The sequence below is a fragment of the Fodinicurvata sediminis DSM 21159 genome, assembly GCF_000420625.1.
Classification (GTDB): domain Bacteria; phylum Pseudomonadota; class Alphaproteobacteria; order Kiloniellales; family DSM-21159; genus Fodinicurvata; species Fodinicurvata sediminis.
This window is the reverse complement of the sequence record NZ_ATVH01000015.1, coordinates 193,794-220,747: the sequence shown is the minus strand read 5'-3', so window position 1 is coordinate 220,747 and position 26,954 is coordinate 193,794. Positions and strand designations below refer to the sequence as shown.

General features: G+C 61.3%; 21 protein-coding genes and 1 pseudogene. 10 read left to right on the top strand and 12 right to left on the bottom strand.

Annotation, left to right across the window (positions count from 1 at the left end):
• The first annotated feature begins 12 nt into the window (after window positions 1-12).
• Window positions 13-1,599 (top strand): APC family permease, encoded by a 1,587-nt coding sequence (locus tag G502_RS0111485; protein ID WP_022728815.1) that lies wholly within the window; start codon window positions 13-15, stop codon window positions 1,597-1,599.
• 370 nt (window positions 1,600-1,969) lie between these two features.
• Here G502_RS0111485 and G502_RS0111475 read toward each other — a convergent pair whose 3' ends face one another.
• A complete protein-coding gene (locus G502_RS0111475) occupies window positions 1,970-2,938 on the bottom strand; it encodes an IS5 family transposase (protein ID WP_022728813.1) in 969 nt (322 codons plus the stop codon).
• A 26-nt stretch (window positions 2,939-2,964) separates the two neighbouring features.
• Between G502_RS0111475 and G502_RS0111470 the strand changes: the two genes are divergently transcribed.
• The gene (locus G502_RS0111470; RefSeq protein WP_022728812.1) at window positions 2,965-3,954 is read left to right on the top strand and encodes a hypothetical protein; all 990 of its coding nucleotides are present in this window, start codon (window positions 2,965-2,967) and stop codon (window positions 3,952-3,954) included.
• A gap of 78 nt (window positions 3,955-4,032) precedes the next feature.
• Here G502_RS0111470 and G502_RS0111465 read toward each other — a convergent pair whose 3' ends face one another.
• From G502_RS0111465 to G502_RS19910, 4 genes and pseudogenes are all read right to left on the bottom strand, one after another.
• Entirely contained in the window at window positions 4,033-5,325 is a 1,293-nt protein-coding gene (locus G502_RS0111465) for an MgtC/SapB family protein (protein ID WP_022728811.1), read from the bottom strand.
• An 18-nt stretch (window positions 5,326-5,343) separates the two neighbouring features.
• A complete protein-coding gene (locus G502_RS0111460) occupies window positions 5,344-6,102 on the bottom strand; it encodes an SDR family NAD(P)-dependent oxidoreductase (protein ID WP_022728810.1) in 759 nt (252 codons plus the stop codon).
• A 168-nt stretch (window positions 6,103-6,270) separates the two neighbouring features.
• On the bottom strand, window positions 6,271-7,104 hold the full coding sequence (locus tag G502_RS0111455; protein ID WP_022728809.1) for an aldo/keto reductase: 834 nt from the start codon (window positions 7,102-7,104) through the stop codon (window positions 6,271-6,273).
• Window positions 7,105-7,211: 107 nt separating this feature from the next.
• Window positions 7,212-8,900, bottom strand: a pseudogene (locus tag G502_RS19910) (TRAP transporter permease); the annotation flags it as partial.
• Between G502_RS19910 and G502_RS19905 the strand changes: the two are divergent.
• Window positions 8,807-9,913 (top strand): acyclic terpene utilization AtuA family protein, encoded by a 1,107-nt coding sequence (locus G502_RS19905; RefSeq protein ID WP_081649795.1) that lies wholly within the window; start codon window positions 8,807-8,809, stop codon window positions 9,911-9,913. The pseudogene G502_RS19910 and the gene G502_RS19905 overlap by 94 nt on opposite strands.
• Window positions 9,914-9,941: 28 nt before the next feature.
• On the opposite strand, the gene G502_RS0111440 is transcribed toward G502_RS19905, so the two are convergent.
• The 4 genes from G502_RS0111440 to G502_RS21515 form a co-directional block, all read right to left on the bottom strand.
• Window positions 9,942-10,508, bottom strand: coding sequence for a disulfide bond formation protein B (locus G502_RS0111440; RefSeq protein ID WP_022728806.1), 567 nt, complete (start codon window positions 10,506-10,508; stop codon window positions 9,942-9,944).
• A 10-nt stretch (window positions 10,509-10,518) separates the two neighbouring features.
• The gene (locus G502_RS22455; protein WP_022728805.1) at window positions 10,519-10,674 is read right to left on the bottom strand and encodes a DUF5993 family protein; all 156 of its coding nucleotides are present in this window, start codon (window positions 10,672-10,674) and stop codon (window positions 10,519-10,521) included.
• Window positions 10,675-10,914: 240 nt separating this feature from the next.
• Window positions 10,915-12,951, bottom strand: a complete 2,037-nt coding sequence (locus G502_RS21520) for a HAMP domain-containing methyl-accepting chemotaxis protein (protein ID WP_022728804.1) — start codon at window positions 12,949-12,951, stop codon at window positions 10,915-10,917.
• Window positions 12,952-13,174: 223 nt separating this feature from the next.
• Entirely contained in the window at window positions 13,175-15,211 is a 2,037-nt protein-coding gene (locus G502_RS21515) for a methyl-accepting chemotaxis protein (RefSeq protein ID WP_022728803.1), read from the bottom strand.
• A 351-nt stretch (window positions 15,212-15,562) separates the two neighbouring features.
• Here G502_RS21515 and G502_RS19890 point away from each other — a divergent pair, with 351 nt between their 5' ends.
• From G502_RS19890 to G502_RS0111405, 4 genes are all read left to right on the top strand, one after another.
• Entirely contained in the window at window positions 15,563-16,798 is a 1,236-nt protein-coding gene (locus G502_RS19890) for an MFS transporter (protein WP_022728802.1), read from the top strand.
• 129 nt (window positions 16,799-16,927) lie between these two features.
• Window positions 16,928-20,356: an adenylate/guanylate cyclase domain-containing protein gene (locus G502_RS0111415; protein ID WP_022728801.1), complete on the top strand. Its 3,429-nt coding sequence runs from the start codon at window positions 16,928-16,930 to the stop codon at window positions 20,354-20,356.
• 71 nt (window positions 20,357-20,427) lie between these two features.
• Complete coding sequence (locus G502_RS19885; protein ID WP_022728800.1) at window positions 20,428-21,150, top strand: Crp/Fnr family transcriptional regulator; 723 nt, start codon at window positions 20,428-20,430, stop codon at window positions 21,148-21,150.
• 972 nt (window positions 21,151-22,122) lie between these two features.
• Window positions 22,123-22,353 (top strand): hypothetical protein, encoded by a 231-nt coding sequence (locus G502_RS0111405; RefSeq protein ID WP_022728798.1) that lies wholly within the window; start codon window positions 22,123-22,125, stop codon window positions 22,351-22,353.
• A gap of 41 nt (window positions 22,354-22,394) precedes the next feature.
• On the opposite strand, the gene G502_RS0111400 is transcribed toward G502_RS0111405, so the two are convergent.
• Together G502_RS0111400 and G502_RS0111395 are read right to left on the bottom strand one after the other, a co-directional pair.
• On the bottom strand, window positions 22,395-22,958 hold the full coding sequence (locus tag G502_RS0111400; RefSeq protein ID WP_022728797.1) for a hypothetical protein: 564 nt from the start codon (window positions 22,956-22,958) through the stop codon (window positions 22,395-22,397).
• A 70-nt stretch (window positions 22,959-23,028) separates the two neighbouring features.
• On the bottom strand, window positions 23,029-23,562 hold the full coding sequence (locus G502_RS0111395; RefSeq protein WP_022728796.1) for a hypothetical protein: 534 nt from the start codon (window positions 23,560-23,562) through the stop codon (window positions 23,029-23,031).
• Between the two features lie 211 nt (window positions 23,563-23,773).
• Between G502_RS0111395 and ispH the strand changes: the two genes are divergently transcribed.
• From ispH to rnhA, 3 genes are read left to right on the top strand one after another with little or no spacing between them, the layout of a single operon-like run.
• A complete protein-coding gene (gene ispH, locus G502_RS0111385; protein WP_022728794.1) occupies window positions 23,774-24,733 on the top strand; it encodes a 4-hydroxy-3-methylbut-2-enyl diphosphate reductase in 960 nt (319 codons plus the stop codon).
• A 15-nt stretch (window positions 24,734-24,748) separates the two neighbouring features.
• A complete protein-coding gene (locus tag G502_RS0111380) occupies window positions 24,749-25,714 on the top strand; it encodes a homoserine kinase (RefSeq protein ID WP_022728793.1) in 966 nt (321 codons plus the stop codon).
• Complete coding sequence (gene rnhA, locus G502_RS0111375) at window positions 25,711-26,178, top strand: ribonuclease HI (RefSeq protein WP_022728792.1); 468 nt, start codon at window positions 25,711-25,713, stop codon at window positions 26,176-26,178. Before G502_RS0111380 ends, rnhA begins: the two co-directional genes overlap by 4 nt.
• 270 nt (window positions 26,179-26,448) lie before the next feature.
• Here the strand turns inward: rnhA and G502_RS0111370 are convergent, their stop codons facing one another.
• A complete protein-coding gene (locus tag G502_RS0111370) occupies window positions 26,449-26,931 on the bottom strand; it encodes a peroxiredoxin (protein ID WP_022728791.1) in 483 nt (160 codons plus the stop codon).
• Window positions 26,932-26,954 lie beyond the last annotated feature (23 nt).

Sequence of the window (26,954 nt, the reverse complement as noted above, 5' to 3'; positions counted from 1 at the left end):
TCGGGGGGCTCCATGGAACTCAAGCGCTCGATCGGCGTCGTCGGTCTGACCTGCATCGGAGTGGGCGGTGTCGTCGGCTCCGGCTGGCTGTTCGCACCGATCAATGCCGCACAGCATGCCGGACCGGCCGCCATGCTGTCCTGGATTATCTGCGGCGTGGCCGTGATGCTGCTGGCTTTGACCTTTGCCGAGGTCTGCACCTGCCTTCCGGTGGCCGGCGGCCTGGGACGCATTCCCTACTACAGTCATGGCCAGCTGGCGGCCGCCGCCATGGGCTGGACGGCCTGGTTGGGCTATGTCCTGGCCGCCCCCATTGAGGTCACCGTGATGCTGCAGTACCTGCAGGGGCCCCTGCCCTGGCTGTCTGGCGGTTCAGCCAGTCACGGACTAAGTTACCTGGGGATCGCCTTTGCCATCGTCTTCCTGGCCATCATGACGGTGATCAATGCCTTCGGCGCCGCGCTCTTCGCCAAGCTCAACGCCGGACTGACCGTTTTCAAGGTGATCGTGCCCATCGTGGTGGCGGTCCTGATCATCGCCGATCGCTTCCAGGGCGCCAACTTCACCACCAGCCCCTCCTTCGCCCCCATGGGCTGGGAGGGTGTGCTTTCGGCCATACCCGCCGGGGGCGTGCTCTTCGCCTTCCTGGGCTTCCGGCACGCCATCGACATGGCCGGCGAGGTGCGCCGCCCTCAGGTCACCATGCCCGTGGCCCTGGGACTTTCGGTTCTGATCTGCCTGCTGCTCTATCTCCTGCTGCAGGTCTCCTTCATCGGGGCGCTATCCGAGGACTCCCTGGCCAAGGGCTGGGCCCAGCTTGAAAGCGGCCATCAGCTGGGGCCGCTGGGCGCCCTGGCCGTTGCGCTCGGCATGGTCTGGCTGTCCAGCGTCATCCTGGCCGGGGCCGTGATCGCGCCCTTCGGCGGTGCGCTCGTGGCCACCGGTTCCAATGCGCGCATCACCCTGGCCCTGGCGCGCAACGGCTTCTTCCCCAAACTCATGACCCGCCTGTCCGAACGCCAGGTCCCGCTCAATGCCCTGCTGCTCAACCTGGCACTGGGCATCGCGGCCTTCTTGGCTCTGCCTTTCCAGGAACTGGTGGCCCTCAACTCTTCGGCCATCACCCTGTCGCTGACCATCGGGCCCATCGCCCTGCTGGCCCTGCGCTATCAGATGCCCGAGGCCGAGCGCGGGTTCCGCCTGCCGCTCGCCTGGCCGGTGGCAAGCCTGGCCTTCATCGTCGCCACCCTGGTGATCTACTGGTCTGGCTGGGACAACACCTGGCGCCTCGTGCTCGCACTGGCCCTGGGCGGTGTTTTGTTCACGATCGTTCAAACCCGTAGCGGACAGTGGAACGTGGATGCCCGGAGCGCGCTCTGGCTGGTGCCCTACCTGGTCGGCCTCACCCTGCTCTCCTGGCTGGGCGGCTTCGGCGGCGGACTGGATGTCATCCCCTTCGGCTGGGACATCCTGCTGGGCAGCCTGCTGGCCATGGGCACGATCCTCTGGGCCGTTCGCCTGCGCCTGGACAGGGGGACCTTTTCAGCACGCAATCCGGATCTGACCACCGAGCTGGAAGGGTCAAGAGCAGACAGCTGAGCTCGCACGCTCTCCACACAGCGGATCCTAAACAGGGAAGGGTTGCCCGATGAAGTGTCGTCATTTCCTATAAAGAGGGCTGTTCGTCCTCTTGCCCTTTTGCCTTTCCCTGCAGCCAGCTCTGGCGGCTGAAGAGGTCTGCGAACCAGCCGCGGTGCCGAAACTGGCCGAATGCGCGTCCGATGCCATGCTTGACGCCCTCAACGAGGACCTCCTCATCACGAGACCTTTGCGCGGTAGGTACTTGGTGCTGAGCTAAGACATGAACCCCATAACACACCCTCGATCAGGCGGGTTTATGAGGAGCTTTTTGGTGATTTGGCCTTGATGGGGGCTTGTTGTGGCCCGTTTGAGCGAATTCCAGGCAGACTCATCCCGCAAGCAACCTGTCCAGGCGTCTGAGGTTGTAGGCAAAGCAGGCCAGCGTGAGGCAGGCTGTGTTGCGCGACAGCGAGAAGTGCGGCAGGCGGTTCAGGCGATAGGAGCGTTTGAGCGTACCAAAGACCTTCTCCACCGGCCGCCTGGCCAGGACCAGGGCGTAGTTGCGCAAGGTCTCCATCTGGTTGAGCGGCTTGTCACGCCGGTTGCGCCGCATCACGCCGTTCTTGATCTCCCGCTCCTCCAGATAGTCATGCAGGCGCCGGCTGTCATACCCGCGATCGGCATAAACCATCGCCTCGTCCCCCTGAACCAGATCACAGGCAAAGTCGATCTCCTGGCGATTGGCCGGCGAAACCCGCAGGTCACGAACCAGGCCACTTGTCTGGTCCACAGCGATATGCAGCTTGTAGCCGAACTCATACCGGCGTCGCTCATTGTTGGTGCCAAAGGTTGCGTCAGGGTCCACGGGACTGGTGCGGCCCTCGGACATGCGCGGGCGCCGTGCCGCAGAGGTGACCAGCGAGGCGTCGATCAGCGTTCCCTGACGCAGGATTACACCCTTCTCGTCCAGTTGGCGCGCCAGCTCGGCCGTCAGTTTCTCCAGTAACTCCGCCCGCTCCAGGCGGTCCCGAAAGCGGTGCAGGGTGGTATGATCGGGCGTCGGGTCGCTCAGGCTCAAACCCACAAAGCGCCGGAACGACAAGCGGTCGTCCAAAGCCTCCTCAAGGCCCGGATCCGACAAGCCGTACCAGCGCTGCAGCAGCAGGGCCTTGAACATCAAGAGCGGTGGATAAGCCGGCTCGCCACGGCGAGAGGGATACAGGCCCGACAAAAGAGCTTCGAAGCGGGACCAGTCGAGGAGCCCTTCGATCCGTCCCAGGCGATCCTCTCGCCGCACTCGACTCTCCGCAACCATGGCATCCCCGAAACCCAGCTGACCAACCGATTTCTGCGCCATAACCGCCCCCCCAATCAGCAATGTGCATGCCCGAATTGAATCACATCCCTGATTTCCGTGCAAAGGTCTCCATCACAGGGCCCCGCGCACCAGAAGAGCTCTATGCCGAAGGCCGCACGCCTCCGGGCCAGGCCCGGCTCTCCCTCTCCGGCCTGGTCACGGAGACGGGCTCGGCTTGTGCCCAGCCCGTGGCGACACTCACCAGCGACGGCCTGTTGATGAGCGGCGCCCTTTCGGGAGAAAAGGCCAAGAAGAGCGTCCAGGAACGGGCCGAGACATTGAAGAAACGCGCCGAAGAGATCCGGGACGCCGGCAATGCCGAAGATCAGGTCGATGCCTTGATGGATTTGATGGGCCGGGCATCCGGTGACCCGAAGTCCGGAGGTGGCAACGACTTCGATCCGCTCAATGTCCTGATCCCCCAGGACGAGCAGCAACGCGATGTGATCCTGGAGGTTTCCAACCCCAACGCCTTCACGCTGGATAGCGGACAGCTCGGCAATCCCATCTGGATCCAGCACAGCGGCGCAACGGGCTGGAGCCCACGGACTGCCAGTCATTTCGTCATTCAGTTGCCCGGCACCACACAGGACGACCTGCAGCCCGGCAAGAGCTACAAAGCCACGGCCCTGGCCCCCATCGACGGAACCGAACCTGACGCCATGCCCACGCTCATGGCGTTCCATACCTCTTGGAACGGCCAGTTCCAGCGCTTCCAGAACCCCGAGCGCGCCAATCCCCTGGGCGCCCGGATATTGCGAGAAATCCAGCGCGATTTCTCCCTGCCCGCGGGCATGAAGGGGCTAGATCTGGCGCGCATGGCCCAGACAGGTGAGGGCCAGGCCTTCCAGGGAGAGGTCACCCTGGTGGGCGGGCGTCTGGAGGGGAAGTCCATATCGAGGAGATCACCGAGACGGCTGGAACGATCCCTTCGGCGCGCCGTTGGACAGCCCGCTCCTGTACCTGGAGGGAACCACGCTTACAGGCAGCGGCGAATTCTTCGACCGCACGCGTGAGGTGGTTTCCCTGGGACCGGGACGCTTCCAGGTGCCCTGTCCCGGTTTGAAGGGTGAATGACTGCCTGACAACCGGCGTCACAGATGAACGACGGCCCCTCCCAGTACCCAGAACAGCAGGAGGCCGCCGGCCGCAGCCAGGCCAAGAGGAAGGCTCACGCGCCAGGCCAGGGCCATCCCTCCGATACCTGCCGCCAGGGCACCCTTGGCCAGGCTGTTCACGGCACTGGCCAGCAGGATGCCCAGAGCGGCCAGCTCCAGCGTCGTCCCCTCTCGGCTCATCCGGGCCAACGCCAGGGTTATGGCGTCCACGTCGGTCACCCCAGAGACCGCGGCGACAGCGAGCAACCCGCTCTCCCCCAGAGACTGTTCGAGGGCCGTTGCCACCAGCAGGATCAGGGCCAACAGGGCCCCGAACACCAGGGCTGAACCCAGTTCCAGGGGATTCCTGAGCTGCGCCGGGGCCTTGTCCTCTGCGGCGTGTTTTCCCTTCCACCAGAGCAACAGCACCGCGGCATAGGTCACGCAGGCCATGAGCAGGCCCGGCAGCAGCAAGGACGGAAGCAGTGCTGGATGGATGATGGCCACCACCACCAGCATCCTTGGGAACATGGTGCCGCAGGCCACAAGTATCCCGGCCGAGAGAAGGGAATAGCTGGCGGTTGCGGCAGTACCGCGATGACGTTGCGCCAGGCGGGAGAAATGCAGGGTCAGTGCCGTCGAGGAGGCCAAACCGGCGAACAGGCCGGTCAACAGCGCGCCCTTTTCCGGCCCGGCAATCCGCATGGCGAAATAACCACTGAAGGAAATCCCGGCGATCAGCACCACCATCCACCAGATTTCGAAGGGGTTCAGGACCTGCCAAGGGCCATAACCCCGATCGGGCAGCAGCGGCAGCACGATGACCGAGATGGCCAACAGCTTCAGTGTAGCCCGCAGTTCCACGGGTTCCAGCGCACCGACCCAGCGGTGTAGCAAAGACTTGTAACCGAGCAGCAGGGCTGTCGCGACCGCCGCCATGGCCGCTTCCAACATGTAGCCCAGGCTTGCCGCCACCCCGAAGGCGAAAGTCAGCAAGGCGGCGATCAGACTTGTGACGCCGACATCGCCACCTTGCCGGCCGCTTACGACGTACCCAGCCACCAGGACGGCCGCCACGGCGACAAAGCCATAGCCGATCACGGCCAGTTCGCTGGCTTCAGCCAACAGCCCGACAAAGCCGCCCAGCAAACCCAGCAGGGCGAAGGTACGCACACCAGCCACACGGCTGCCTTCCGCCGCCGCACGCGCGTGCCATCCGCGCTCGAGACCGATCAGCAGACCCGCCGCCAGAGACAGGGCCAGGGGAATGATGGCGTCGCCAAGGTTCACGCCATTGCCCTCTGAACCCTACGGGGCGGTGTATCCACCGTCGACCAGGTGATAGCTGCCCGTGATGAAGCTTGCCCGCTCGGACAGCAGGAAGCAGGTCAGCGCGGAAACCTCCTCCGCAGTGCCCAGGCGCTGCACCGGATGCAGGCTTGCCAATTGGCCCAGGGTCTCTTCATCCAGATTCTTCGACAACAGCGGCGTGTCGATGAAGGCCGGCCCCACGGCATTGATGCGAACGCCCTCGGTGGCATACTCCATGGCCGCAGTCTTCGTCAGACCGACCAGGGCATGCTTGGCCGCCACGTAGGCCGAGGCCTTGGCAAAGCCCACGGAGCCCAGGATGGAGGCCATGTTCACGATGGCGCCGCCGCCGCTCTGCAGCATCGCCGGTATCTGGTAGCGCAGGCCATAGAACACGCCGTTCAGGTTGATGTCGATGACCTGGCGCCAGCCGTCCAGGGGATAGTCGCCAGTCTTCTCGCTGGGCCCGCCGATGCCGGCATTGTTCACCGCCAGGTGCAGGCCGCCGCATTCCTTGACCGCGAAGTCCACCAGGGCTTCCACGGCCCCGGCATCGGCCACGTCCGCGGTACAAACTTCTGCCCTGCCCCCGGCCTTGCGGATCTCTTCGGCCACCGCTTCGGAAGACTTGGCCTCGACGTCGCTCACGACCACGACCGCGCCTTCGCGGCCCAGCTCGCGGGCAATCGCCGCCCCGATGCCGGAACCAGCGCCCGTGACGATGGCCACCTTGTTGTCAAACAGACCTTTTGGCATGGCTCAATCTCCCTCCATGATCCTGGTGATGCCGGATCGCTCGAATCTCGCGCAGTCTACAGGAAGTTGTCCTGCAATGAAGTGAGCCATTTGGGCGCAGTTTCATGCAAAAAGGCCTCCCGTCCGGGAGGCCTTTTGTTCAGCATCCAGTATGTACCCTCGTAAGAGTCAGGCGGCATTATCCCAAGCGGGTGCCAGGTGCGCCGGATTGATGATGCGTCCGTCCGAACGCGCCATGCCCGAGATTTGCTGCATCTCGGCCTCGCTCAATTCGAAGTCGAAGATGTCCAGGTTGCTGCGCACCCGCTCGGCCTTCGAGCTGCGCGGAATGGCGATCACATCCGGCTGCTGGTAGTGCCAGCGCAGGACAACCTGCCCCGGCTCCTTGCCGTGGGCCTTGGCAATGCGCTGGATCACCGCTTCTTCAAGCAGCTTGCCCTGACCGATGGGGCAATAGGCGGTCAGTGCCATGCCGTGACGTTCCAGTTCCTGGCGCACCGGGTCCTGGGACAGCCAAGGATGATACTCCACCTGGTTGGTTACCAGCGGCGCCTCTGAAGCGGCCACAGCCTCGCGGATCAGGGCAACGTTGAAGTTGCTGATGCCGATGTGCTTGGCCAGGCCGCGCTTGCGCACATCGTTCAGTGCCCCGATGGTTTCCGACAGGGGAATCTCCGGATTGGGCCAGTGCAGCAGCAGCAGGTCCACGTAATCCAGCTTCAGGCGGTCCAGGCTCTCGTTCACCGAACGTTGCAGGTCGCCATCGGCAAAGCGGTCCGGCCAGACCTTGGTAGTCAGGAAGATATCCTTGCGCTGCAGGCCACTGTCCCGCAGGCCAGCACCAACGGCATCCTCGTTCTTGTACATCTGTGCCGTATCGATGTGCCGATAGCCGGCATCCAGCGCATCGCGCACCCGTGCACGCGCCACATCCGCATCCAGCTGGAAGGTCCCGAAACCGATCTTGGGAATGCGTGCGCCGTTTGCTTCAACTGAATCCATGGATCTACCCCGTTATGTTCACTACTGATGACTTGCCGCAAGAACAGCTTGAATGCGGCGGCCTGTTACTGAAATGGGGTAATGGGCCTGTTTTTCCAACCACACGGTTATCCAGCAGACTGACGTATCTGTGCACGGCTGAACGGTCGCCCGACGGTCAGGCCAAGAATCGTCAATGCCACGGCCCCCACAAGTGCCCAATGGGCGGGTACCAGGGCAAGAACGGCAGCTGGACCATACAAGGCCAGTGAGAACACCCAGCGCCCGCGTGTTGGCATGCCGGAAAGCAGGATGGACGAGCAAACCACCAGGACACTCCCCGAAAGCGCGGCCTCGAAGATATCCAGACCGCTGCCGGACCAGACCAGACCCGGATAGGAAAGCAGCATGAAGGGTATGATGTAGGTCACGGCGGCCAGGCGTACGGCATTGACCGCCACCGGCCACCATCGCGTGGAGGCCAGGGAAGCGGCGACGAAAACCGCGATACAGACGGGCGGCGTAATGACCGAGATCGTCGCGTAATAGAAAACGAACATGTGCGCGATCAACGGTTCGATGCCAATCGCGATCAGGGCTGGAGCCATGACGGCTGCAACCAGAACGTAAGCCGCCGTGGTGGGAATGCCCATCCCCAGGATCAGGCAGGCAACGGCCACAATCAGACCCACCAGCACCGTGCTCTCTCCCCCAAGCGCGACCGTCAGGGACGAGAGTTTCACGCCAATACCCGTCATGTTGATCAGCGAAACGAGTATCTGTGCACCGGCCAACATCAGGGCGATGATGATCACTCCGTTGCCACCTGCAACGAGGGCATCCAGAAGCGCCCGAAGGGTTTCTCTGGGCCGGCGGTAGATGGCCAGATTCAATACTATGTAGGGCACGACGATACAGGCCATCCCGAACGCCGCTGAAAAGGCCACGGAGCGCCCGGCCACCAGCATCCAGATCAGGCCCGTCAGGCCCCCAACCACTGGCAGCAACCGCACAGGATTGAGCGCCTGGCGCGCAGAAGGAATTTCCTCGCGCGGCACGAAACCGACCTGCTTTCGCAGGGCCACCAGGTCGATGGTCAGAAAGACCCCGATGTAGAATAGGATTGCCGGAATCAGGGCCGCCAAGGCGATGCGCAGGTATTCCATGCCGATCATCTCGGCCATGATGAAGGCTGCCGCCCCCAGGATCGGCGGCGTGATCTGTCCGCCCGTTGAGGCCACCGCCTCCACCGCAGCGGCAAAGGGGGCCGGATAACCGATGCGCTGCATCAACGGAATGGTCATGGTGCCCGTGGTCGCCACATTGGCCACGGCGCTGCCGTTGACCGTGCCGAACGAGGCGGACGCCACGGTCGCCATCTTGGCGGCGCCCCCGACAGAGCGTCCCGAGATCAGCAGGGCCAGGTCCATGAAGGTCTGCCCGCCACCCGTATGCAGCAGCACCGCACCAAACAGCACGAAAGCCGCGATGACCGTGGCGGCAATGCCGGTCAGCGTGCCCCAGAGCCCGATATCGCTGAGATAGAGCGTCTCGGTGATGGTATAGATATCGAAGCCACTGTGCCCCAGCCGCCCGGGCAGCAGGTTTCCAAGAAAGGCATAGGCCAGTCCGGTTATGACAAGTATCGGAAAGATGATGCCGACGGCGCGCCGGGCCAGTTCCAGAATGGTGACGACCAGAACCCCGATCAGGACCATGTCCGATGGCTCCGCCCAGGGCAGGGTCGTCAGGATTTCATTGGCCGTCCAGGTTACATGCAGGCAGGCTGCACAGCTCACCAACCAGAGCAGGGCATCGAATCCGCGCGTCCATCGACCTGGAGCAACACGCGCTCTGGGACGCGGACCGCGACCAGCCCTCGCCCCAGGGCGAGATGGTTTCGGCCAATGCCTATATCGGCGCCGCCGCCATAGCCGAGGCGATAGACGCCGGCGCGCAGGTGGTTGTCACGGGCCGGGTGGCCGATCCGGCCCTGGTCCTCGGCCCTCTGGTGGCCCACTTCGGCTGGTCGTGGCAGGACGACGACCGGCTTGCCGCCGGCACCCTGGCCGGGCACCTGTTGGAATGCGGAGCCCAGGTCACCGGCGGCTACTTTGCGGATCCCGGCTGGAAGGACGTGCCCGAGCCAGACAACATCGGCTTTCCCATCGCCCAGGTCGAGGCCGACGGCCGCTTTATCCTGACGAAGCCCGAGGGGACAGGCGGCCTTGTTGATCTCAGAACCGTCAAGGAGCAGATGCTCTATGAAATCCATGACCCGGGCCACTACATGACCCCCGATGTGGTCCTGGACATCCGTGATGTGGCACTGGAACAGCTTGGCCCGGACCGCGTGGCCGTCAGCGGGGCACGCGGACAGGAACGCCCTGAAAGCCTGAAGACCACTGTGGGCTTCATCGGTGACTGGTTGGGCGAGGCCGAGATTTCCTATGCCGGCCCCAATGCCTTTGCGCGAGCCAGGCTGGCCGCGGAAACCATCGAAAAACGCCTGGCCAGGCGCAACCTGACCCTGCGGCATCGTCTGGACATTATCGGGATCAGCAGCGCCTTCGACAGCGATTCAGGTACCCTCTGGCAGGAAGCTGCACACCAGGATCCGGACCTCCTGCCCGAAGACCTGCGCGTACGCCTCGCGGTCAGCGCCATGGAACGTGAACAGGTGGCCGCCGCCCTTCAGGAAGTCCTGGCGCTTTACTGCTGTGGCCCGGCCGGCGGCGGTGGCCAGCGCAGCCGCATCAGCCCGCGCATCGAAACCCGTTCCTACATGGTGCCGCGGGATCTCGTGCAGACTGGATACCGTTTCCTGTGATGTCCGGATAGGCCGAAAGGGAAGAGGCTCACTCCTGGAGCAGTTGGTAGCTTTCCTGATTGTCCGGGCAGAGACCCAATTCGCACTCGACGAAGGTAGAGCCGGCGTTCACGAGGGTCAGCAGCGTAAAGAAAAACAGGGCCACCAAGCCCAGTCCCGTCGCGCCGCGCCAGCCTTCCCGCTTGATCATGCCGGGCGTGGGCCGGAACTGGTCCTCGAACAACAGCAACAGGGCTGCAACCACGATGATCAGGCAGAAGGCGATCAAGGCCCAGGTATAGAAGTGCAGGCCGAAGAGCGGATCGCCGTAGGACCCGCTTCCCGGCACGATATGCAGCAGCACCTGGCGCGTCGCCACACCCGCACCGACGGCCGCCCCCAGGATTGCCACGCCATAGTGGCTGGGACGCGGCCCAATCACCACGTTCAATGCGAAACCGAAGCCAGCCAGGACAAAACCGACCCGCTGCAACAGGCAAAGCGGACACGGCAGGTCATCCATCACGAACTGATCCAGGAAGGCAAAGCCCAGGATAGCGGCAATCCCCAGCAGGATCAGCGCATTCAGTTGGCGCGACATTTCAGGTGTGATCATGGGGCTGTCCTCACCACTGCAGCGACAGTGTATCGGTGGCATGCATGGCAAACAGGCCCAGCGTCACCAGCAGACTCAGGAACCACAACCCCATACCAAGTTCCCGCTTGTTGCCGGCCACGGCGACCAGCCCGGCAAACAGCAGTAGGAACGGCAGCACCATCATGAAATCAGATCCCCATTCGTTTCGAGCAGCCTAGATTCTTGTATTTCATCTATTTTGAGTCGGCGGCTGTCTCTTTCGCCTAACACAGTCCCCCTGTGGCTGTCATGGGGAACATTAACCCTGTCGTTTTCCAGCCTTGTGGGCAGGGAGGCCACGAAAACAGGACGGGAGGATCCCAGTCGAACCCTCCCGCCTTTGGACAAGTTCAGAACCGCCCTTCCATCATGCACAGCCCTGCCATCATGCAGCCCGCACGTTCTTCAGGAAGTCATCGACGCCCTTCTGCAATTGACCAGCCGTCTCGCCCAACTGACGGGCGCTGGACAGCACCTGTTCGGCGGCAGAGCCGCCCTCGGAGGCCGCCTGGCTGACTTGCTCGATGGCACTGGAGACCTCATTGGTACCCTCGGCGGCCTGCTGAACGTTGCGCGAGATCTCGTCAGTGGCGGCATCCTGCTCCTCCATTGCGGCTGCGATGGAACCGGCAATCTCCTGGCTCTCCCGGATGCGCTGGCTGATCTTCTGGATTGCCTCGACCGTCTCGCTGGTCACGCCCTGCATCTCGGATATCTGCTGCGAGATGTCCTCGGTGGCCTTGGCCGTCTGGTTGGCCAGATTCTTCACTTCACTGGCCACCACGGCAAAGCCCTTGCCGGCCTCACCGGCCCGCGCCGCCTCGATGGTGGCGTTCAGCGCCAGCAGGTTCGTCTGCTCGGCAATGTCCTGGATCAGCTTCACCACATCGCCGATCTTGTCGGCCGATCCGGCCAGCACATTCACCGTCTCGGAGGTACGATCGGCATCCTCGACCGCCGAATCTGCCGTCTTGGACGAGGTCGAGACCTGCTGGTTGATCTCCTTGATCGAGGCGGACATCTCCTCGGCCGAACTCGCCACCGTCTGCACGTTGGTCGAGGCCTGGGTTGCCGAAGCTGCGACACTGGTGGCCTGGGAGTTCGTTTCCTCGGCCGAAGACGTCATGGTCTGTGCCGCGGCCTCCAGTTCGTTGGCCATGGAGCCGATGGCCTGAACCATCTGACCGACCGTCTCCTCGAAGCGATTCGCCATGTCGTTCATGGCCTGCTTCTTCTCTTCCTCGGCCTTGTGCTTCTGAGCTTCGGCCTCGGCCTCCATTTCCCGTGTGCGAACCAGGTTGTCCTTGAAGACCTGGACCGATTCTGCCATCTGGCCGATCTCGTCCTTCTGTCCCACCGCCGGGATTTCGACCGAAAGGTCACCATCAGCCAGGCTGTCCATCGTTCCCGTCATGGCCTTGACCGGCCGGGTAATCACCCGCGCAATCAGCCAAGCCACGATCAGGCCCAGGACAACGGCCCCCGCCGTCAAGCCCAATGCCAGCTGTTCAGCCAGGGTCGACTGCGTTTCGGCTGCCTCCGCAACCTGAGTCTGCTCGCCTCTGGCAACAGTCTGAATATCTGTGGCCAGAGCCAGGGTTTCCTGTCCCAGCTCCGTCATCTCGGCTGCCTGCTCGTTCAGAGAGTCCAGGGTGTCTGCCAGGCGGCCAAAGCCACGTTCATAGCTTTCCAGCATGGCGATCGTGGCATTGATCTTCTGGGGTTGGTCTGGAACCAGCGTGGTCTCCGCCAACTGGCCCAAGCGTTCACGCAGATCCGGCAACAGCTCCAGGACCTCGTCACGATCGGCTGTATTCTCACCCTGAAGATAGCGCGCCGCGACCGTGCGCAGCATCTGGAAGTCGTTGTTGACACCAGCGATGATCCCGATGTTGCGCAAGTTCTCGCCCGCAACCTCGGCTTCCTGCAATTCCGTGATGCTGGCGCGCGCTTGGGCGCCCAGGGCGTTCAGGGTCGCGGCGATGATGCCTTCCCGCTGCTTGCGCAGGCTAACCAGGTATTCGAAGAGGTCGCTGTAACTGCGCTGGTTGCTCAGGATCTGCTCGACCGTCGCCTGGTTTTCCTGGGTCTGCATCAGCTTCTGGGCCGCCTCGAAATCTTCGATCGCACCCTGGTTTGCTTCCCTGAAGGCCTCGACATCAGCGCTGGCGCCCGAGTTCATGAAGCTCGTCACCGCCAGGCGCGCACGGACAATCTCGGATTGCGCGGATCCCGTCAGCTCGACGATCTCTCCTTGCGCGGAATAAGTCGCCAGGTTCTCCGAACCCTGCTTGGAACTCAAAAATGACACGATACCCAGTGTTGCCATCAGGACCAGGACGATGGCAAAGCCGGTGAAGATCTTGGTGCTGATCCTGAGGTTTGCAAAAAAGCCTGCGCGCGAAGTTTTCTTCTCACTCATGTGTCTTACAGCCTGCTACGGATAATAGAGTTAGGTCACTGAAGGATGCCCCTGAATCCTTTTGAAAAGGTTAAGCGAGAGAAATTCCCCTTTTGCGTGCAACCCTGCTCTGTCTCCACCAAAGCAACCTCTGCAAGATGACCTGGTAATGGAAACGAGAAGGGGGGCTGCTGATCAGCAGCCCCCCTTCTCTTAGGCGCAATGGGATAATCCAAGCCCGGGGTCAAGCGGCCCGGACGTTCTTCAGGAAGTCATCGACGCCCTTCTGCAATTGGCCGGCTGTCTCGCCCAACTGACGGGCGCTGGACAGCACCTGTTCGGCGGCAGAGCCACCCTCGGCGGCCGCCTGGCTGACCTGCTCGATAGCACTGGTCACCTCGTTGGTGCCTTCGGCCGCCTGCTGAACGTTGCGGGTAATCTCGCCGGTGGCCGCATCCTGCTCCTCCATCGCGGCTGCGATGGAACTGGCGATCTCCTGGCTCTCCCGGATGCGCTGGCTGATCTTGTCGATCGCCCCGACCGTCTCGCTGGTGACTCCCTGCATGCCGGAGATCTGCTGGGAAATCTCCTCGGTCGCCTTGGCGGTCTGGTTGGCCAGGTTCTTCACCTCGCTGGCCACCACGGCAAAGCCCTTGCCGGCCTCACCGGCCCGCGCCGCTTCGATGGTGGCGTTCAGCGCCAGCAGGTTCGTCTGCTCGGCAATGTCCTGGATCAGCTTCACCACATCGCCGATCTTCTCGGCCGAGCCGGCCAGCACGTTCACCGTTTCCGAGGTACGGTCCGCGTCCTCGACCGCGGCATTGGCCGTCCTGGCGGACGTGGAAACCTGTTGGCTGATCTCCCGGATGGAGGCCGCCATCTCCTCGGCCGAACTGGCCACGGTCTGTACATTGGTGGAGGCCTGCAGCGAGGACGCCGACACACTTGCCGCCTGGGAGTTGGTCTCCTCGGCCGAGGAGGTCATGGTCTGCGCCGCTGCTTCCAGCTCGTTGGCCATGGAGCCGATGGCCTGAACCATCTGTCCCACCGTCTCCTCGAAACGGTCCGCCATGGCATTCATGGCACGCTTCTGCTCCTCTTCGGCCCGCTTTTCCTGCTCAGCCGCCTTGGCTTCCTGCTCACGCGAACGGATCATGTTGTCCTTGAAGACCTGGACCGCTCCGGCCATCTGGCCGATCTCGTCACGCTGGCCGACCGCCGGGATCTCGACGCTCTCGTCTCCACTCGCAAGGCGGTTCATGGCGCCGGTCATGGACACCACCGGCCGGGTAATGGCACGCGCAATCAGCCAGGCCACCAGCAGGCCCAGGACGAGGGCGCCACCGGAAAGGCCAAGGGAAAGCTGCTCGGCCATGTCCGCGGCACTTTCGGCCTGGGCAGACGCCCTGTCCTGCTCCCTGGCCGCCACCTCACGGATGTTTCCGGAAAAAGAAATAACCTGCGCCCCCTGGTCCAGCATGGTGGCGACCGTGTCATTCATCTGTGCGATTGTCGAACTGAGTTCGGAAAAGCCTTCCTGGTATTCGTCCATAAGAGCAAGGGCCTTGCCGATTCGGTCCTCCTGGCCGGGAACGAGTGTCTGCTCCCTAAGGCCACTCAGGCGGGACTGCAGATCGGGCAGTCCAGACGTCACCTCTTCGCGCGCGGCCGCATTCTGGTCCTGGAGAAAACGCGCCGCGACAGCGCGCAGCATCTGAAAATCGTTGTTGATGTCGGCGGCAATCGCGATGTTGCGCAGGTTTTCGCCATTCAGTTCCGCTTCCTGAATGCTCGTGATCAGGGCGCGCGTTTCGGCCCCGATGTCGTTGATGATGTCGCTGGTCAGTTGCTCCCGCAGACCTCGCAGTTCCACCAGGCGTTCAAAGTTGCCGGTGTAGTTCTGCTGGATATCCAGGATCTGGTCGACGGCGGCACGACTTTCCTCCTTCGCCATCAACTCGCGGGCGCTGGTGAAATTCTGGCTCAGCTTGCGATCCGCTTCCTGGAAAGCCTCAATATAGTCTTCCCCGCCTGAAGACAGGAAGGTGCTGGCGGAAAGGCGCGCACGCAGCAGCTCTGCATCCGCCTGACCGCTCAACTCCGCGATCCTGCTTTCGTTCCTGTAAAGTGAGAGATTTTCGGAAGACTGAATGGAGCTATAGTAAGCGGCCCCACCCAGGATAAGCAGAAAGGCCAGAATCACGGCAAAGCCACTGAAGATCTTCGAACCGACTTTCAGGTTCTTGAAAGAAACGGCGGGACGTCCTGTCGTCGTTGTCATCGTATGCCCTTAGGGAAGGAGGGATTAAAGATACCCGGTTTATGCTCCTTATTCGTTTTGAATTGGTTAAGAAAACTGCGCGAATACCTCGTATTCAAAAACAACATGGCTTTTTTAATTTTGAATTCTTGTGAAACACAAAAAATAGCAAATAAAGAACAGTTGTACTCTTAAATCATCACATAGATAGCGCAGGTGAGCATTCACCCATAAAGCCTTGAAAGTACTACAGTCCGAACAATTCGAAACCGATCACGCACGGTCTTTCCTGCCTCAACAAGCTTCCTGTGATCCCCTTGTTGGGGTCATTGCCCTTGGCTCCCCGGGGCAGGCCCGCTACACCAAGGGCCCATGTCACTCGAACAGGAACCTTCCTCCACTGGCGCGGCCGAAACCGCCTTTGCGCTCCCCGAGCGCCTCAAGTTGCTGGCCTTCGGTTTCCTCCTGGCCTTCTTCTCCAGCTTCGGCCAGACCTTCTTCATCTCGCTGTTCAATGCCGATTTCCGCGCCGCCTTCGACCTCAGCCATGGCGGCATAGGCACGGTCTACTCCATTGCCACGCTGGCCAGCGGACTCTGCATGATCAAGCTGGGCGCCCAGCTCGACCGCATGCCGCTGCGCCGCTTCGTCATCGCCACACTCCTGGGCCTCGCACTCGCCTGCCTGCTGACCTTTTCGGTGCAGAGCGTCATCATGCTGGGCATCGCGCTTTTCCTGTTGCGGCTCTGTGGACAGGGGCTGATGGTGCACGCCGCCATCACCAGTATGGCCCGCCACTTCGAACGCAGCCGCGGCAAGGCCATCGCCTTTGCCTCCATGGGCAATCCCGCCGGCGAAGCCGTCTTCCCGCTGACCGTCGTGCTGGTAACAGCGGCCGTCGGCTGGCGCACCACCTGGCTGCTGGCCGCGCTCTTCCTGCTCTGCGTGCTGCTGCCTCTGGTGTTGTTCCTGCTGCACGGCGGGCGGGCCGGTAGTTTTCAGCCGAAGGGCGGCGCCAGTTTCCGGCTCGGGCCCTTCGTGCGCCAGCCGCTCTTCCTGATGATGCTGCCGGGTCTCATGGCCTCCGGCTTCATCAACACCGGTGTCTTCTTTCACCAGATCCACATCACAGAGGTGAAGGGCTGGGCACTCGCCTGGTTCGCCACCTGCTTCGTCGCCTTTGCCATCAGCTCGGTCTGCGCCAACCTGGCCTCGGGCGCCCTGATCGACCGCCTGACGGCGCGCCGCCTGATGCCCTTCTATCTGATTCCTCTGGCCCTGGCCTGCCTGGTTATCTCGCTTGGCAATTCGCCCTGGATCGCCCTGGTCTACATGCTGCTGGCCGGCCTCACTGCCGGCTCCAACACCTCCGTCACCACGGCCATGTGGGCCGAGACCTACGGCACCAGCCACCTGGGCTCCATTCGTGCTGTTGCGGCCGCCCTGATGGTCATTTCAACAGCCCTTGCCCCCGGCCTGCTGGGCCTGCTGATCGACTTCGGCGTCAGCGTCAACGCCCTTCTGGCCGGCTGTGCCGCCTATTGCCTGGTCGGCATAACGCTTTATGGGCTCGCCTTTCGGCGGGATTTCAGAGCGACGCAAAAGTAGTAACTTCGATTATCTCAGACATCTTCCAATAATCTGCATAGCTTAGCTGTACAGGTTTTTTTCTTCGCTGACAGATAGTTATCGCTTGCTCCGGGCTGCAAGATTCTCCCTTTAGCATCTGAAAATTGCATGGCGACAGCTTCTTTCAATGCCTGTGTGCAGATATTATTCAACAAGAAACAGGGCTGGGAGGGGACACTGGATCTGAGCATCTGGCTGCAGGGATTGGGACTGGAACACTATGAGAGTCTGTTCCGGCAACAGGAAATCGATCTGGATATCCTGCCGGAACTCGGGGAGCAGGACCTGAAATCCCTGGGCCTTCCGCTCGGCCCCAGAAAGAAACTCCTGAGAGCCCTGGCGCAGCAGGATGGAATTGCAACAGCGCAGAGCAGAAGCGCGCCCTCCCAAGAGGACGAGGACGGACCATCCCAAGGCACACGTGCCGAAAGGCGGCAGATCACCGTGATGTTCTGTGACCTTGTCGGATCCAGTTCGCTCGCCGCCAGGCTGGATCCCGAGGAAATGCGCCAGGTCATCAGGCAATATCACAAGGCCTGTGCCCAAGTGATCAAGCGCTGGGACGGACATATCGCCAGCTACATGGGGGACGGAATCATGGTCTATTTCGGCTGGCCGCGCGTGCATGAAGATGATGGAGAACGGGCTGTGCGGGCCGCTTTGGAGATCATCTCCGGAGGCCTGATGCTTTACCCCGACATGACGGAGAAGTTGAGTTGCCGCATTGGCATTGCAACAGGTCTCGTCGTCGTCGGCGATACGAGCGATGAGACATGGGAAGAGGCCGCCTTTGGAGAAACGCCGAATCTTGCGGCCCGTCTTCAGAGTCTCGCGCACCCAGATACAGTGGTGATCAGTCCGCATACACGGCGGCTCCTGGGTGGCCTATTTGAACTGGCCGATCTGGGCCTTCATGAACTCAAGGGTTTCTCGCAGAACCTGCATATCTGGGAAGTTGCAGGCGAAAGCGATGTTCGAAGCCGCTTCGAAGCCATGCACGGGTATCAGCCCACACCACTGGTCGGGCGCACGAGCGAGATGGAGCTCCTGCTGAACCGCTTGGCTCTGGCAAAGAACGGTGAGGGGCAGGTCGTGCTGCTGACCGGCCCGCCAGGAATTGGTAAGTCACGTCTGATTGGCGCCCTGGTCGAAAGACTTGGGCAGGAAAAATTCCACCGCCTGCAGTATCACTGCTCCCCTTATCATACGAACAGCGCGCTCCATCCGGTCATAGAATCCCTCAAGCATGCCGCCGGCATGACCAGCGAAGAGCCGGAGGAGCTCAAACTCCAACGGCTTGAGGAAATGGTGCAGAAGACTCATGCAGACAGTGCGCAAGTGGTTCCCCTGCTTGCTTCCTTGCTTGCAGTGCCTTTTGCCCCTCCTTACAGCTCACTTGAGCTTTCTGCGGATGCAAAGAAAGCGCGTATCTTCGAGTTCCTCTTCGAGCAGATTGCCGGATTATCAAAAAGCTGTCCTGTGATCATGGTCCTGGAAGACTCACACTGGTTGGACCCGACATCTGCCGAGTTCTTCAGTCAGATTGCCGATCGCCTGCAGCATCTTCCCGTCTTGCTTCTGGCGACATCACGCAGTCATGAGCCTGCCCAGATCGGCAGCCATGCCCATCTTACCTCAATCAGCCTCACCCGCCTCAGCCGCAAAGAAGTCGTGACAATGATTCGTAGGGTCAGTGGCGAGCGACAGCTGCCTCAGGAGGTCATACAGCACATCCTGGTCAAGACTGACGGCATACCGTTCTTCATAGAAGAGTTGACCAAGATGCTGCTGGAAATGAATTACCCGCAACATCGCGAAGAAGGACAGAACGCTGCATACCAGGCAGATCTGCTATCGATACCTTCTACCTTGCAGGACCTTCTTATGGCGCGTCTGGACCGTGACCCTGTCGTCAAGGAGCTGGCGCAGATCGGAGCCGTCATCGGTCGTGAGTTCACCTATGACCTGATTGCACAACTTGCCCCCTATCAGGAACCCGTCCTTTTGGACATCACACAGCAACTCATGGATTCGGATCTGGTCATCACGCGCGGCACCCCTCCGGAAGCCAGCTTTCGGTTCAAGCATGCCTTTATTCAGGACACCGCTTACAAGAGCCTGCTTAGAAGCCGGCGCCAGCAGCTTCATGCCCGCCTTGCAGATATCCTGCTTGAGGACTTCCCGGAGCTTGTGGCTGAGCAGCCCGAACTGGTTGCGCAGCATTTCACCGAAGGCAAGCGTACACGCGAAGCCTTGCTGTATTGGAAGAAAGCAGGCCTGCTGGCCTCTGAGCGCTCTTCCGCAAGTGAAGCCGCGGCCCACTTCCAGAATGCCCTGGATTGCCTCGCGGATCTGCCGGAAAGCGAACCACGAGACCATGAGGAACTGGAGCTTCTGACCCTTCTGGGCTCCAGCCTTATCAGCACGCAAGGTGCTGGCGCAAAGACCGTGGCCACGGCACACGAAAAGGCCGCCGAGCTGGCGCGAAAGCTTGGTGTACGCACAGCTGCCGTACCGATTTTCCAGGGCTTACGGCTTCACTTCCAGGAACGCGCCGACCTCAAGACGGCAAGTGAAATGGCCAATCGTCTTATGGAAACCGTCTCCGACCAGTGTGCTCCAAGGCACCAACTTGAGGCCTACAGAGCCTCTGCCGTCGTTGCCTATTTCGCCGGAGATTTTGTGCAAGCCCATGATCTTGTCTCCAGAGGTTTGGATAATTACGCAAATCAGGCCGCGCAGGATCTGGGGCCCTGCTACGAGAATGACGCTTGCATGACCTGCGCTGCCTATCGAGGACGCGCGCTCCTGCAACTCGGCTATCTAGATCAAGCCGTCGACTGGACTAGGCACGCCCAAATCTATGCCGAGAACGCCGCCCACACCATGAGTTACGTGGAGGCCATGACCTGGCGTGCAGAGGTCGCCTTCGAAAGGGGAGACTATTCCAAGGCTTGTGAATTCGCGGACTCTGCTCTCCAGACGGCAACAAGATACGGCCTGCCACTCTGGGCAGGCTTGGCTGTTGTTCTTGGTGGCAGTGCCCGCTTCTCCCTGGGTGAGCGAAACGCCGGCATCACACAGATTCGCGAGGGAATTGCCAGACTTGATGGCAAAAACCAGAAGCTTCTGATGCTTCATTCTCAGATACTTCTCCTCAAAGCCCTGGCCGAAGATGGACGCACCACCGAAGGACTGGAATTGGCCGAGCGAATCGAAAGCGAGCTGGAAGGGACGGCTGTTGGGCACCTTGATGCCAATCTTCGCCGGCTGCAGGGGGAACTGTACTTGGCGCAGCAGAACGAACCCCTGGAAACCGCAGAAAACCTGCTTCGAGACTCCATGACAGTTGCAGGACACCAGCAGGCGAGACTCCTGGAACTCCGTGCGGCAAACCGCTTGGCGAATCTCTGGATCCGGCAGGGCAGGTTCAGGCAAGCGCAGCAATTGCTGCAGCCGCTTCACGACTGGTTTACGGAAGGAGGAGAGACAGAAGACGTAAAGCGTGCCGCCGCGTACCTGTCAAAACTGTCATGATTGACTCGCCCGCAAATCTGCGAGCGAGGCAGCAACGCTCCATCACCCGATGAAAAGGGCGGGATGGTAAAATGAACGACCCCGATCGCACTTTATCGCACATCAAGTTGTTCCGTGGCCTGCCCGCGCAGGTTATCACACAGATTGAGGATAAATGCCACTGGCAGACTCATCGGGCGGGCGAAGAGATCATTGGCCAGTTCGATGCATCCAGAACCGTCTTCTTCATTGTCCACGGACTTGTATCTGTCCTGGTTTTCAGCATGGATGGCCGGCAAGTGGACTTCCGCGAATTGGGACCGGGTCAGCAATTCGGTGAATTTTCCGCCCTGGACGGCGCTCCACGCTCGGCTTCCGTAACGGCAGGCAGCGACTGCCAGCTTGCCTGTCTTTCCCACACGGATTTCAGGGCTTTCTGCCATGCTTACCCGATTATCATGGAGCATCTGCTTCAGGAGATGGCTGCCGTCATACGCCAACTTTCAGCCCGAATTTTCGAATTCTCCACACTGGGGGTGAACCGGCGTATCCAGGCTGAGCTGCTGCGCATGGCGCATCAGAGCGGTATCAGAAATAACAAGGCCATGATCGCTGAAGCGCCAACCCAGGAGCAGATTGCCGCACGCGTTTCCACCCATCGGGAAGCCGTTTCACGCGAACTTTCCCAATTGAGGCAGCACGGGTTTCTGGAACGTCAGGGCAAGAAGGCCCTGGTCATCAACGACGTGGAGGCCCTGTCCCGTCTGCTTCTCAATGCCAGGGAGCCCTCTCTCGGGACACCACGAAAGAGTTGAGAAGAACTTCCAAGCACTGTGTTAAATCTCACAGCGCGCAGAGAAGATTAGGTGTGATGCTTTCTGCTCATGGTCCTCAAGGACACTTCTCTGAGCATAAGGAGGCATCGAGATGGAAATCGAGAACAGTCGCTCGAAGCGAGCAAACGCCGTGATTCCAAGCGCGCCACTCCGTTACAGCAATCGAACCGGTTTGCACAAACTCAGCGTGCATTTGCTCGAGGATATTGGCCTCTGTGAAGCCCAGATCAACAAGCCCAGACTCCGCTACCAGGAAAGGGTGGATCTATACAGTCAGTCAAAACGAACCTGACGGCAGACTTTTACCCTGAAGACAGACTTTATACGGGGAACAACGATAATCCTGGCCTGCACCATCAGGTCATATGCACGTGCTGTGTTTTTCCAGAACCGCGTTTGTGCATGCACCATGCATATTCTCCAAGTCGTATGGCAAAAGCGCCCCGATGTGGGTCAGCTACGCCCAAGTACAGGCTTCTGAGATCTGAGCATCAGCCGTGAGTCACGACTGACTCGGGAGGAAGGCATCACAAAAAATCGACAGCCACTCTGATCCACCTTCCCAGGCTGATATTCAGCCATTTTTTCATGAACCAGTGTGAGAAATCTCACAGCGTTCGTTCCCAGCCAAATGCCATGCTTTTATTTCAAAAGCCATAAAGGTGCTTTTCTAGAAACGATAGAGATGGCGGGGGCGACAATACCAACCCTGCTTGAGTTCATCATCTGGCTGCGGTGCGAGACAATGGGACCTTTTCCTGTGCGGCCCATTCCTGTGCCTCAAGGCGTTATCCGGAGAGGGGTTGGTTTGTCGGAATTGCTCTCGATCTACCCAGCACCCTGACAATTGCCAGTCGGAGCGCTGCTGAGCCGCCGCACGCCAGATGATGACCTGCCTGGCAAGTTGCCGGCCCGCTTAGCTCCATCTGAACGGCAGGAAAGGGAAAACCAATGACTGCAGACCCCTTTATCAACTCTGTTGACGGCCTGGCACAAAGCACATCCCGTCAAAGCTATAGCTTCATCGCAATCGCAAAAGCTGCGCTGTGCCGTGGTCAAATCGCTGCCACAGCGCGGGTTTTGCATACTTTCGATGATGCAAGCCTGGAGAAGATCGGCCTGGATCGAAGCGACATCACCCAAGTCTCTCAAGAAGTCATCGCTTCACAAAGGAAACTTTAGGAACCGCCCCTCTGCGGAGCGGTTCCTGTAAGGATCGGTCCTCAGAACGGCGCCTCTTCGCCGGCCTGCTCCATCATCTTCTTCATGGCATCGGGCATCGGCACGATCTCGAGGCCCTCCGGCGGCGAGAAATAGCTGTCGTCCTGGGCGGTGCGTTGCAGGTTGCGCAGCACGGCATGGCCCTGTTGATGCTCGACTTCCATGGGGATGTGATCGTCGGTCAGGCAGGTCTGTGAGCCCTGAACCTCCCAGATGGTACAGGTCTCGCCGTTCACCGTCTTGGTCTCGCCGGTGTTCTCGCCTTCCATCAGGCCCATGTCGTCGATCTGTCCCTGCAGGGCCTGCTCGCCCATCTGGTCGCTCCAGATCGTCATCTCGCCGTTGCGCATGTTGCGCAGCATGCCACCGGAAGCCCCTTCGGACTGGCCCTCGACGCGCATGGTCTCGAGGTCGCTGGAATAGCGGACCTTCATACCGCTGGAGTCTGCACCCGGATCGGCCCATTCGCCTTCGAAGTCGGTTTCGGGCAGCGGCATGGTCTCGGCGGCCACGGCGGCCGGGGTCGCCAGCAAAAAGGCGCTCAATGACCAGGAGAGTATTTTCATCAACCTATTTCCCTTCGACAGTTGCTTGCGTCGTCACCCGCGGACCCGTTGCCTCACATGCCGTGGCAGGTCAACGGCTGTTGCGGTTGTACTCCACTTCGTCGCGGCTCAGCACCAGGCCCACGAAAACCCGATAGTCGCTGGCAGTTTCTCCCTCAGCCAGGGGCAGCGTCATGCTGACTTCGTCAGTCAGATCCACGGTGTTCTCGTTGCCCTCGAAGCTGACCGGGGCCCTGTAGGCTTCACGCACAAGAATCTCCGGCGGATTGCCCGGATGCCCGATCGCCAGGTAATAACTCAGTTCGGCCTGACGGTCCTGATTGGCGGGCCCACGACTGGCGGCCAGAATCACATCCATTTCCATGGCGATCTCGCTGCCACCGTCCCGGTATTCGCAGCCATAGCGCACGTCCACCAGCTCGGCGCTGTAATCCACCTGGGTCAGGTCCCGGCTTTCGCCCACGAAACTGACCTGCTCCCGTGTCTCCTCCAGCGCCACCACGCCGGGGCAGTCCTGCTCGCTCGCCTGGTTTTCCTCCTTGCCAAGGATCGAACAGGCCGAAAGCAGGGGAACAATCGCAACCGCACTCAAGATCTTTCGCATCTTTGCCTTCCCTGATAACGGATCGCCAGCAGCTTCTGAACGACCGCTGGGTGCTTGAACGTGATGTCTGGTCTCGCACGTCCCGCAACGCAGCGCAAGCCTGCCTTCCCTTCCCGCCCTTGCGAAAGCCCCGGATCATCATGATCTCTTTTATGTAACCCCGGCCTGGAGTAGGGTCGGAACAGTCAAGACTTTGGCGCGAGCACGATTCATGAGCACCTCATCCCTGACCCTGCTGCTGGCCAACCCGCGCGGCTTCTGCGCCGGCGTGGAGCGGGCCATCGAGATCGTCGAGCGCGCCCTGGCCAAGTACGGCCCCCCTGTCTATGTGCGCCACGAGATCGTCCACAACCGTTTCGTCGTGGATTCGCTCGAGTCCAAGGGGGCCGTCTTCGTGGACGAGCTGACGGAAGTACCCGACGACGTGCCCGTGATCTTCTCCGCGCACGGCGTTCCCAAGGCCGTGCCCGAGGAAGCCTCAGAGCGGGAACTGCTCTACATCGATGCCACCTGCCCCCTGGTCAGCAAGGTCCATCGCGAGGCGGAGCGCCACCATCGCAACGGACGCCAGGTCATCCTGATCGGCCATCGCGGCCATCCGGAGGTCATTGGCACCATGGGCCAATTGCCCGAGGGCGCCATCCTGCTGGTGGAAACCATCGAGGATGCCCGCAGCATAACGGTAGAGGATCCCGAAAAACTGGCCTACGCCACCCAGACGACCCTGTCCGTGGACGACACGGCCGGCATCGTGGAGGCGCTCCAGGCGCGCTTTCCCGATATCGAGGGGCCAGCGCGCGAGGATATCTGCTACGCCACCACGAATCGCCAGCAGGCGGTGAAGGAGATTGCCGGACAATGCGATGCCCTGCTGGTGGTGGGTGCGCCCAACTCCTCGAATTCCCAGCGGCTTGTCGAGGTGGCACAGCGCTCGGGCTGCCCCTATGCCTGCCTGATCGAGCGCGCCGGCGACATTCCCTGGGACAAGCTGCAGGATATCTCCACTGTCGGCATCACGGCCGGCGCCTCGGCTCCCGAAGCTCTGGTGGAAGAGGTGATCGATGCTTTTCGCGCGCGGTTCGAGCGCGTTCAGGTTGAACTGAACGACCAATCGCGCGAGAACGTGCACTTCAAGCTTCCCCGGCTCCTCGCCGACACCGACGCCGCCTGAGATTCCTTTTAGCCCATGGCCGTTTACACAGAAGTTACGGATGCCGACCTGCGCGCTTTCCTGTCGCGTTATGACCTGGGCGAGATTCTCTCTTTCAAGGGCATTGCCGAGGGCGTGGAGAATTCCAACTACCTCCTGCAGACCGATCGCGGGCGCTATATCCTGACGCTCTATGAAAAGCGCGTGGAACGCAGTGAGCTTCCGTTCTTCGTCAACCTGATGGAGCACCTGGCCCAGCGTGGCATTCCCTGCCCCACGCCGGTCCACAGCCGCGACGGCGAAACCCTGCAGGAGCTGAACGGCCGGCCGGCCGCTGTCATCACCTTCCTGAATGGCCTCTGGCCGCGACGCATCCACCCCTTCCACTGCCAGGAGGTGGGCCACCATCTGGCCCACCTGCATCTGGCTGGAAGCGATTTCGAGGGCCATCGCCGCAACCGCCTGTCCATCGACGGCTGGCGCGGCCTGCTGGACACCTGCCGGGCGCGCGCCGACGAGGTCTTCTCGGGCCTTGGCGGAGAACTGGAAAGCGAGCTGCAGGACCTGGAGGCACGCTGGCCCCAGGATCTGCCCAGCGGAATCATCCATGCCGACCTTTTCCCCGACAATGTCTTCTTCCGGGACGAGCGGCTTTCGGGCCTGATCGACTTCTATTTCGCCTGCAACGACTTCTATGCCTATGACGTGGCCACCTGCATGAACGCCTGGTGTTTCGAGTCGGACGGCGCCTTCAACGCCACCAAGGCGCGCCTGCTGCTAGCCGCCTATCGCAAGGTCCGTCCCTTCTCCGCGGAGGAGCTGACGGCCCTGCCCCTGATGGCGCGCGGATCGGCGCTGCGCTTTCTGCTGACCCGGCTCTATGACTGGCTGAATCACCCGCCCGGCGCCTTCGTGGAACCGAAGGACCCACTGGAATACTGGCGCAAGCTGCGCTTCCACCGCGACATTTCCGGTCCCGGCGCCTATGGGCTCGAGGTATGAGTGCGCCGGAAAGCGACCGGATCGAGATCTTCACGGACGGGGCCTGCAGCGGCAATCCCGGTCCCGGGGGCTGGGGCGCCGTCCTGCGCTGGCGCGGCCACGAGAAGGAACTCTCCGGCGGCGAGCCCGAGACCACCAACAACCGCATGGAACTGATGGCCGCCGTGGCCGCGCTCGAGGCCCTCAAGCGGCCATCCAGGGTGGAGCTGACAACCGACAGCGTCTATCTGCGCGACGGCATCACCAAATGGATCCATTCCTGGCAGCGCAACGGCTGGAAGACCGCCGGCAAGAAGGCGGTGAAGAACCGCGACCTCTGGGAGCGTCTGTTGGAGGCCACACAACAGCACGAGATCGACTGGCACTGGATCAAGGGCCACAGCGGCCACGCGGAGAACGAACGCTGCGACGCCCTGGCCCGCGAAGCCCTCAAGGCCTACAAGCCGGAGGGCACGCCTTCTTGAGCATCTCCTGAAAGTACCGAAGTATACTTCAGGAGATTCGACACAGACTGCGGAGTAATCACAGGCAAACGGCGCCGGCAGCGCAAAGCCCCTTCGAGGCCCTGCCTTTGGCAGGGCACCTCAGGATAAGAGCGTTTTTGAATCAATCACTTACGACCCTCATGCTGAGGTGCGGAGCGCGTAAGCGCGGAGCCTCGAAGCACCCTGGCACGGGCGGTGTGGTAGGCACAGGCCAACGGCGGCGCCCTTACCTTTTTTCGTTCCTGGCTCCTACAGCGCCCGCAGCATCGCCTCGGCGCCGGAAACCTCGAAAGCGCCCGGTTCTTCCACGTTCAGCAGTTTCACGACGCCGTTTTCCACCAGCATGGCATAGCGCTGCGAGCGGATGCCCATCCCCCGGGCACTGACGTCCATGGACAGGCCCAGCGCCTTGGAGAAGTCGGCGTTGCCGTCGGCCACCATCATGACCTTGCCGTTCACCTTCTGGTCCTTGCCCCAGGCATCCATGACGAAGGCATCGTTCACCGACAGGCAGACGATGGCGTCAACGCCCTTGTCGAAGAATTCCTGGGCATGCTCCACGTAACCCGGCAGGTGCTTGGCCGAGCAGGTCGGGGTGAAGGCCCCCGGCAGGGCGAAAACCACTACCTTCTTGTTGGCGAAGAAATCGTCGGTGTCGATCTCCTGCACACCGTCTTCGGTCTTCATCCAGAGTTTCCCGCTGGGCAGCTGTTCCCCTACAGAGATGGTCATCCTATCAATATTCCTTTTTGTCT

What these genes read in the sequence shown, in the direction of transcription:
- G502_RS0111470 (WP_022728812.1), top strand. Translation starts at nt 2,965, where the DNA reads ATGCCCGAATTGAATCACATCCCTGATTTCCGTGCAAAGGTCTCCATC.
- G502_RS0111405 (WP_022728798.1), top strand. Translation starts at nt 22,123, where the DNA reads ATGACTGCAGACCCCTTTATCAACTCTGTTGACGGCCTGGCACAAAGC.
- G502_RS0111400 (WP_022728797.1), bottom strand. Translation starts at nt 22,958, where the DNA reads ATGAAAATACTCTCCTGGTCATTGAGCGCCTTTTTGCTGGCGACCCCG.
- G502_RS22455 (WP_022728805.1), bottom strand. Translation starts at nt 10,674, where the DNA reads ATGATGGTGCTGCCGTTCCTACTGCTGTTTGCCGGGCTGGTCGCCGTG.
- G502_RS19905 (WP_081649795.1), top strand. Translation starts at nt 8,807, where the DNA reads ATGGCTCCGCCCAGGGCAGGGTCGTCAGGATTTCATTGGCCGTCCAGG.
- rnhA (WP_022728792.1), top strand. Translation starts at nt 25,711, where the DNA reads ATGAGTGCGCCGGAAAGCGACCGGATCGAGATCTTCACGGACGGGGCC.
- G502_RS0111485 (WP_022728815.1), top strand. Translation starts at nt 13, where the DNA reads ATGGAACTCAAGCGCTCGATCGGCGTCGTCGGTCTGACCTGCATCGGA.
- G502_RS0111395 (WP_022728796.1), bottom strand. Translation starts at nt 23,562, where the DNA reads ATGCGAAAGATCTTGAGTGCGGTTGCGATTGTTCCCCTGCTTTCGGCC.
- G502_RS0111415 (WP_022728801.1), top strand. Translation starts at nt 16,928, where the DNA reads ATGGCGACAGCTTCTTTCAATGCCTGTGTGCAGATATTATTCAACAAG.
- G502_RS21515 (WP_022728803.1), bottom strand. Translation starts at nt 15,211, where the DNA reads ATGACAACGACGACAGGACGTCCCGCCGTTTCTTTCAAGAACCTGAAA.
- G502_RS0111460 (WP_022728810.1), bottom strand. Translation starts at nt 6,102, where the DNA reads ATGCCAAAAGGTCTGTTTGACAACAAGGTGGCCATCGTCACGGGCGCT.
- G502_RS21520 (WP_022728804.1), bottom strand. Translation starts at nt 12,951, where the DNA reads ATGAGTGAGAAGAAAACTTCGCGCGCAGGCTTTTTTGCAAACCTCAGG.
- G502_RS19890 (WP_022728802.1), top strand. Translation starts at nt 15,563, where the DNA reads ATGTCACTCGAACAGGAACCTTCCTCCACTGGCGCGGCCGAAACCGCC.
- ispH (WP_022728794.1), top strand. Translation starts at nt 23,774, where the DNA reads ATGAGCACCTCATCCCTGACCCTGCTGCTGGCCAACCCGCGCGGCTTC.
- G502_RS0111380 (WP_022728793.1), top strand. Translation starts at nt 24,749, where the DNA reads ATGGCCGTTTACACAGAAGTTACGGATGCCGACCTGCGCGCTTTCCTG.
- G502_RS19885 (WP_022728800.1), top strand. Translation starts at nt 20,428, where the DNA reads ATGAACGACCCCGATCGCACTTTATCGCACATCAAGTTGTTCCGTGGC.
- G502_RS0111370 (WP_022728791.1), bottom strand. Translation starts at nt 26,931, where the DNA reads ATGACCATCTCTGTAGGGGAACAGCTGCCCAGCGGGAAACTCTGGATG.
- G502_RS0111475 (WP_022728813.1), bottom strand. Translation starts at nt 2,938, where the DNA reads ATGGCGCAGAAATCGGTTGGTCAGCTGGGTTTCGGGGATGCCATGGTT.
- G502_RS0111440 (WP_022728806.1), bottom strand. Translation starts at nt 10,508, where the DNA reads ATGATCACACCTGAAATGTCGCGCCAACTGAATGCGCTGATCCTGCTG.
- G502_RS0111455 (WP_022728809.1), bottom strand. Translation starts at nt 7,104, where the DNA reads ATGGATTCAGTTGAAGCAAACGGCGCACGCATTCCCAAGATCGGTTTC.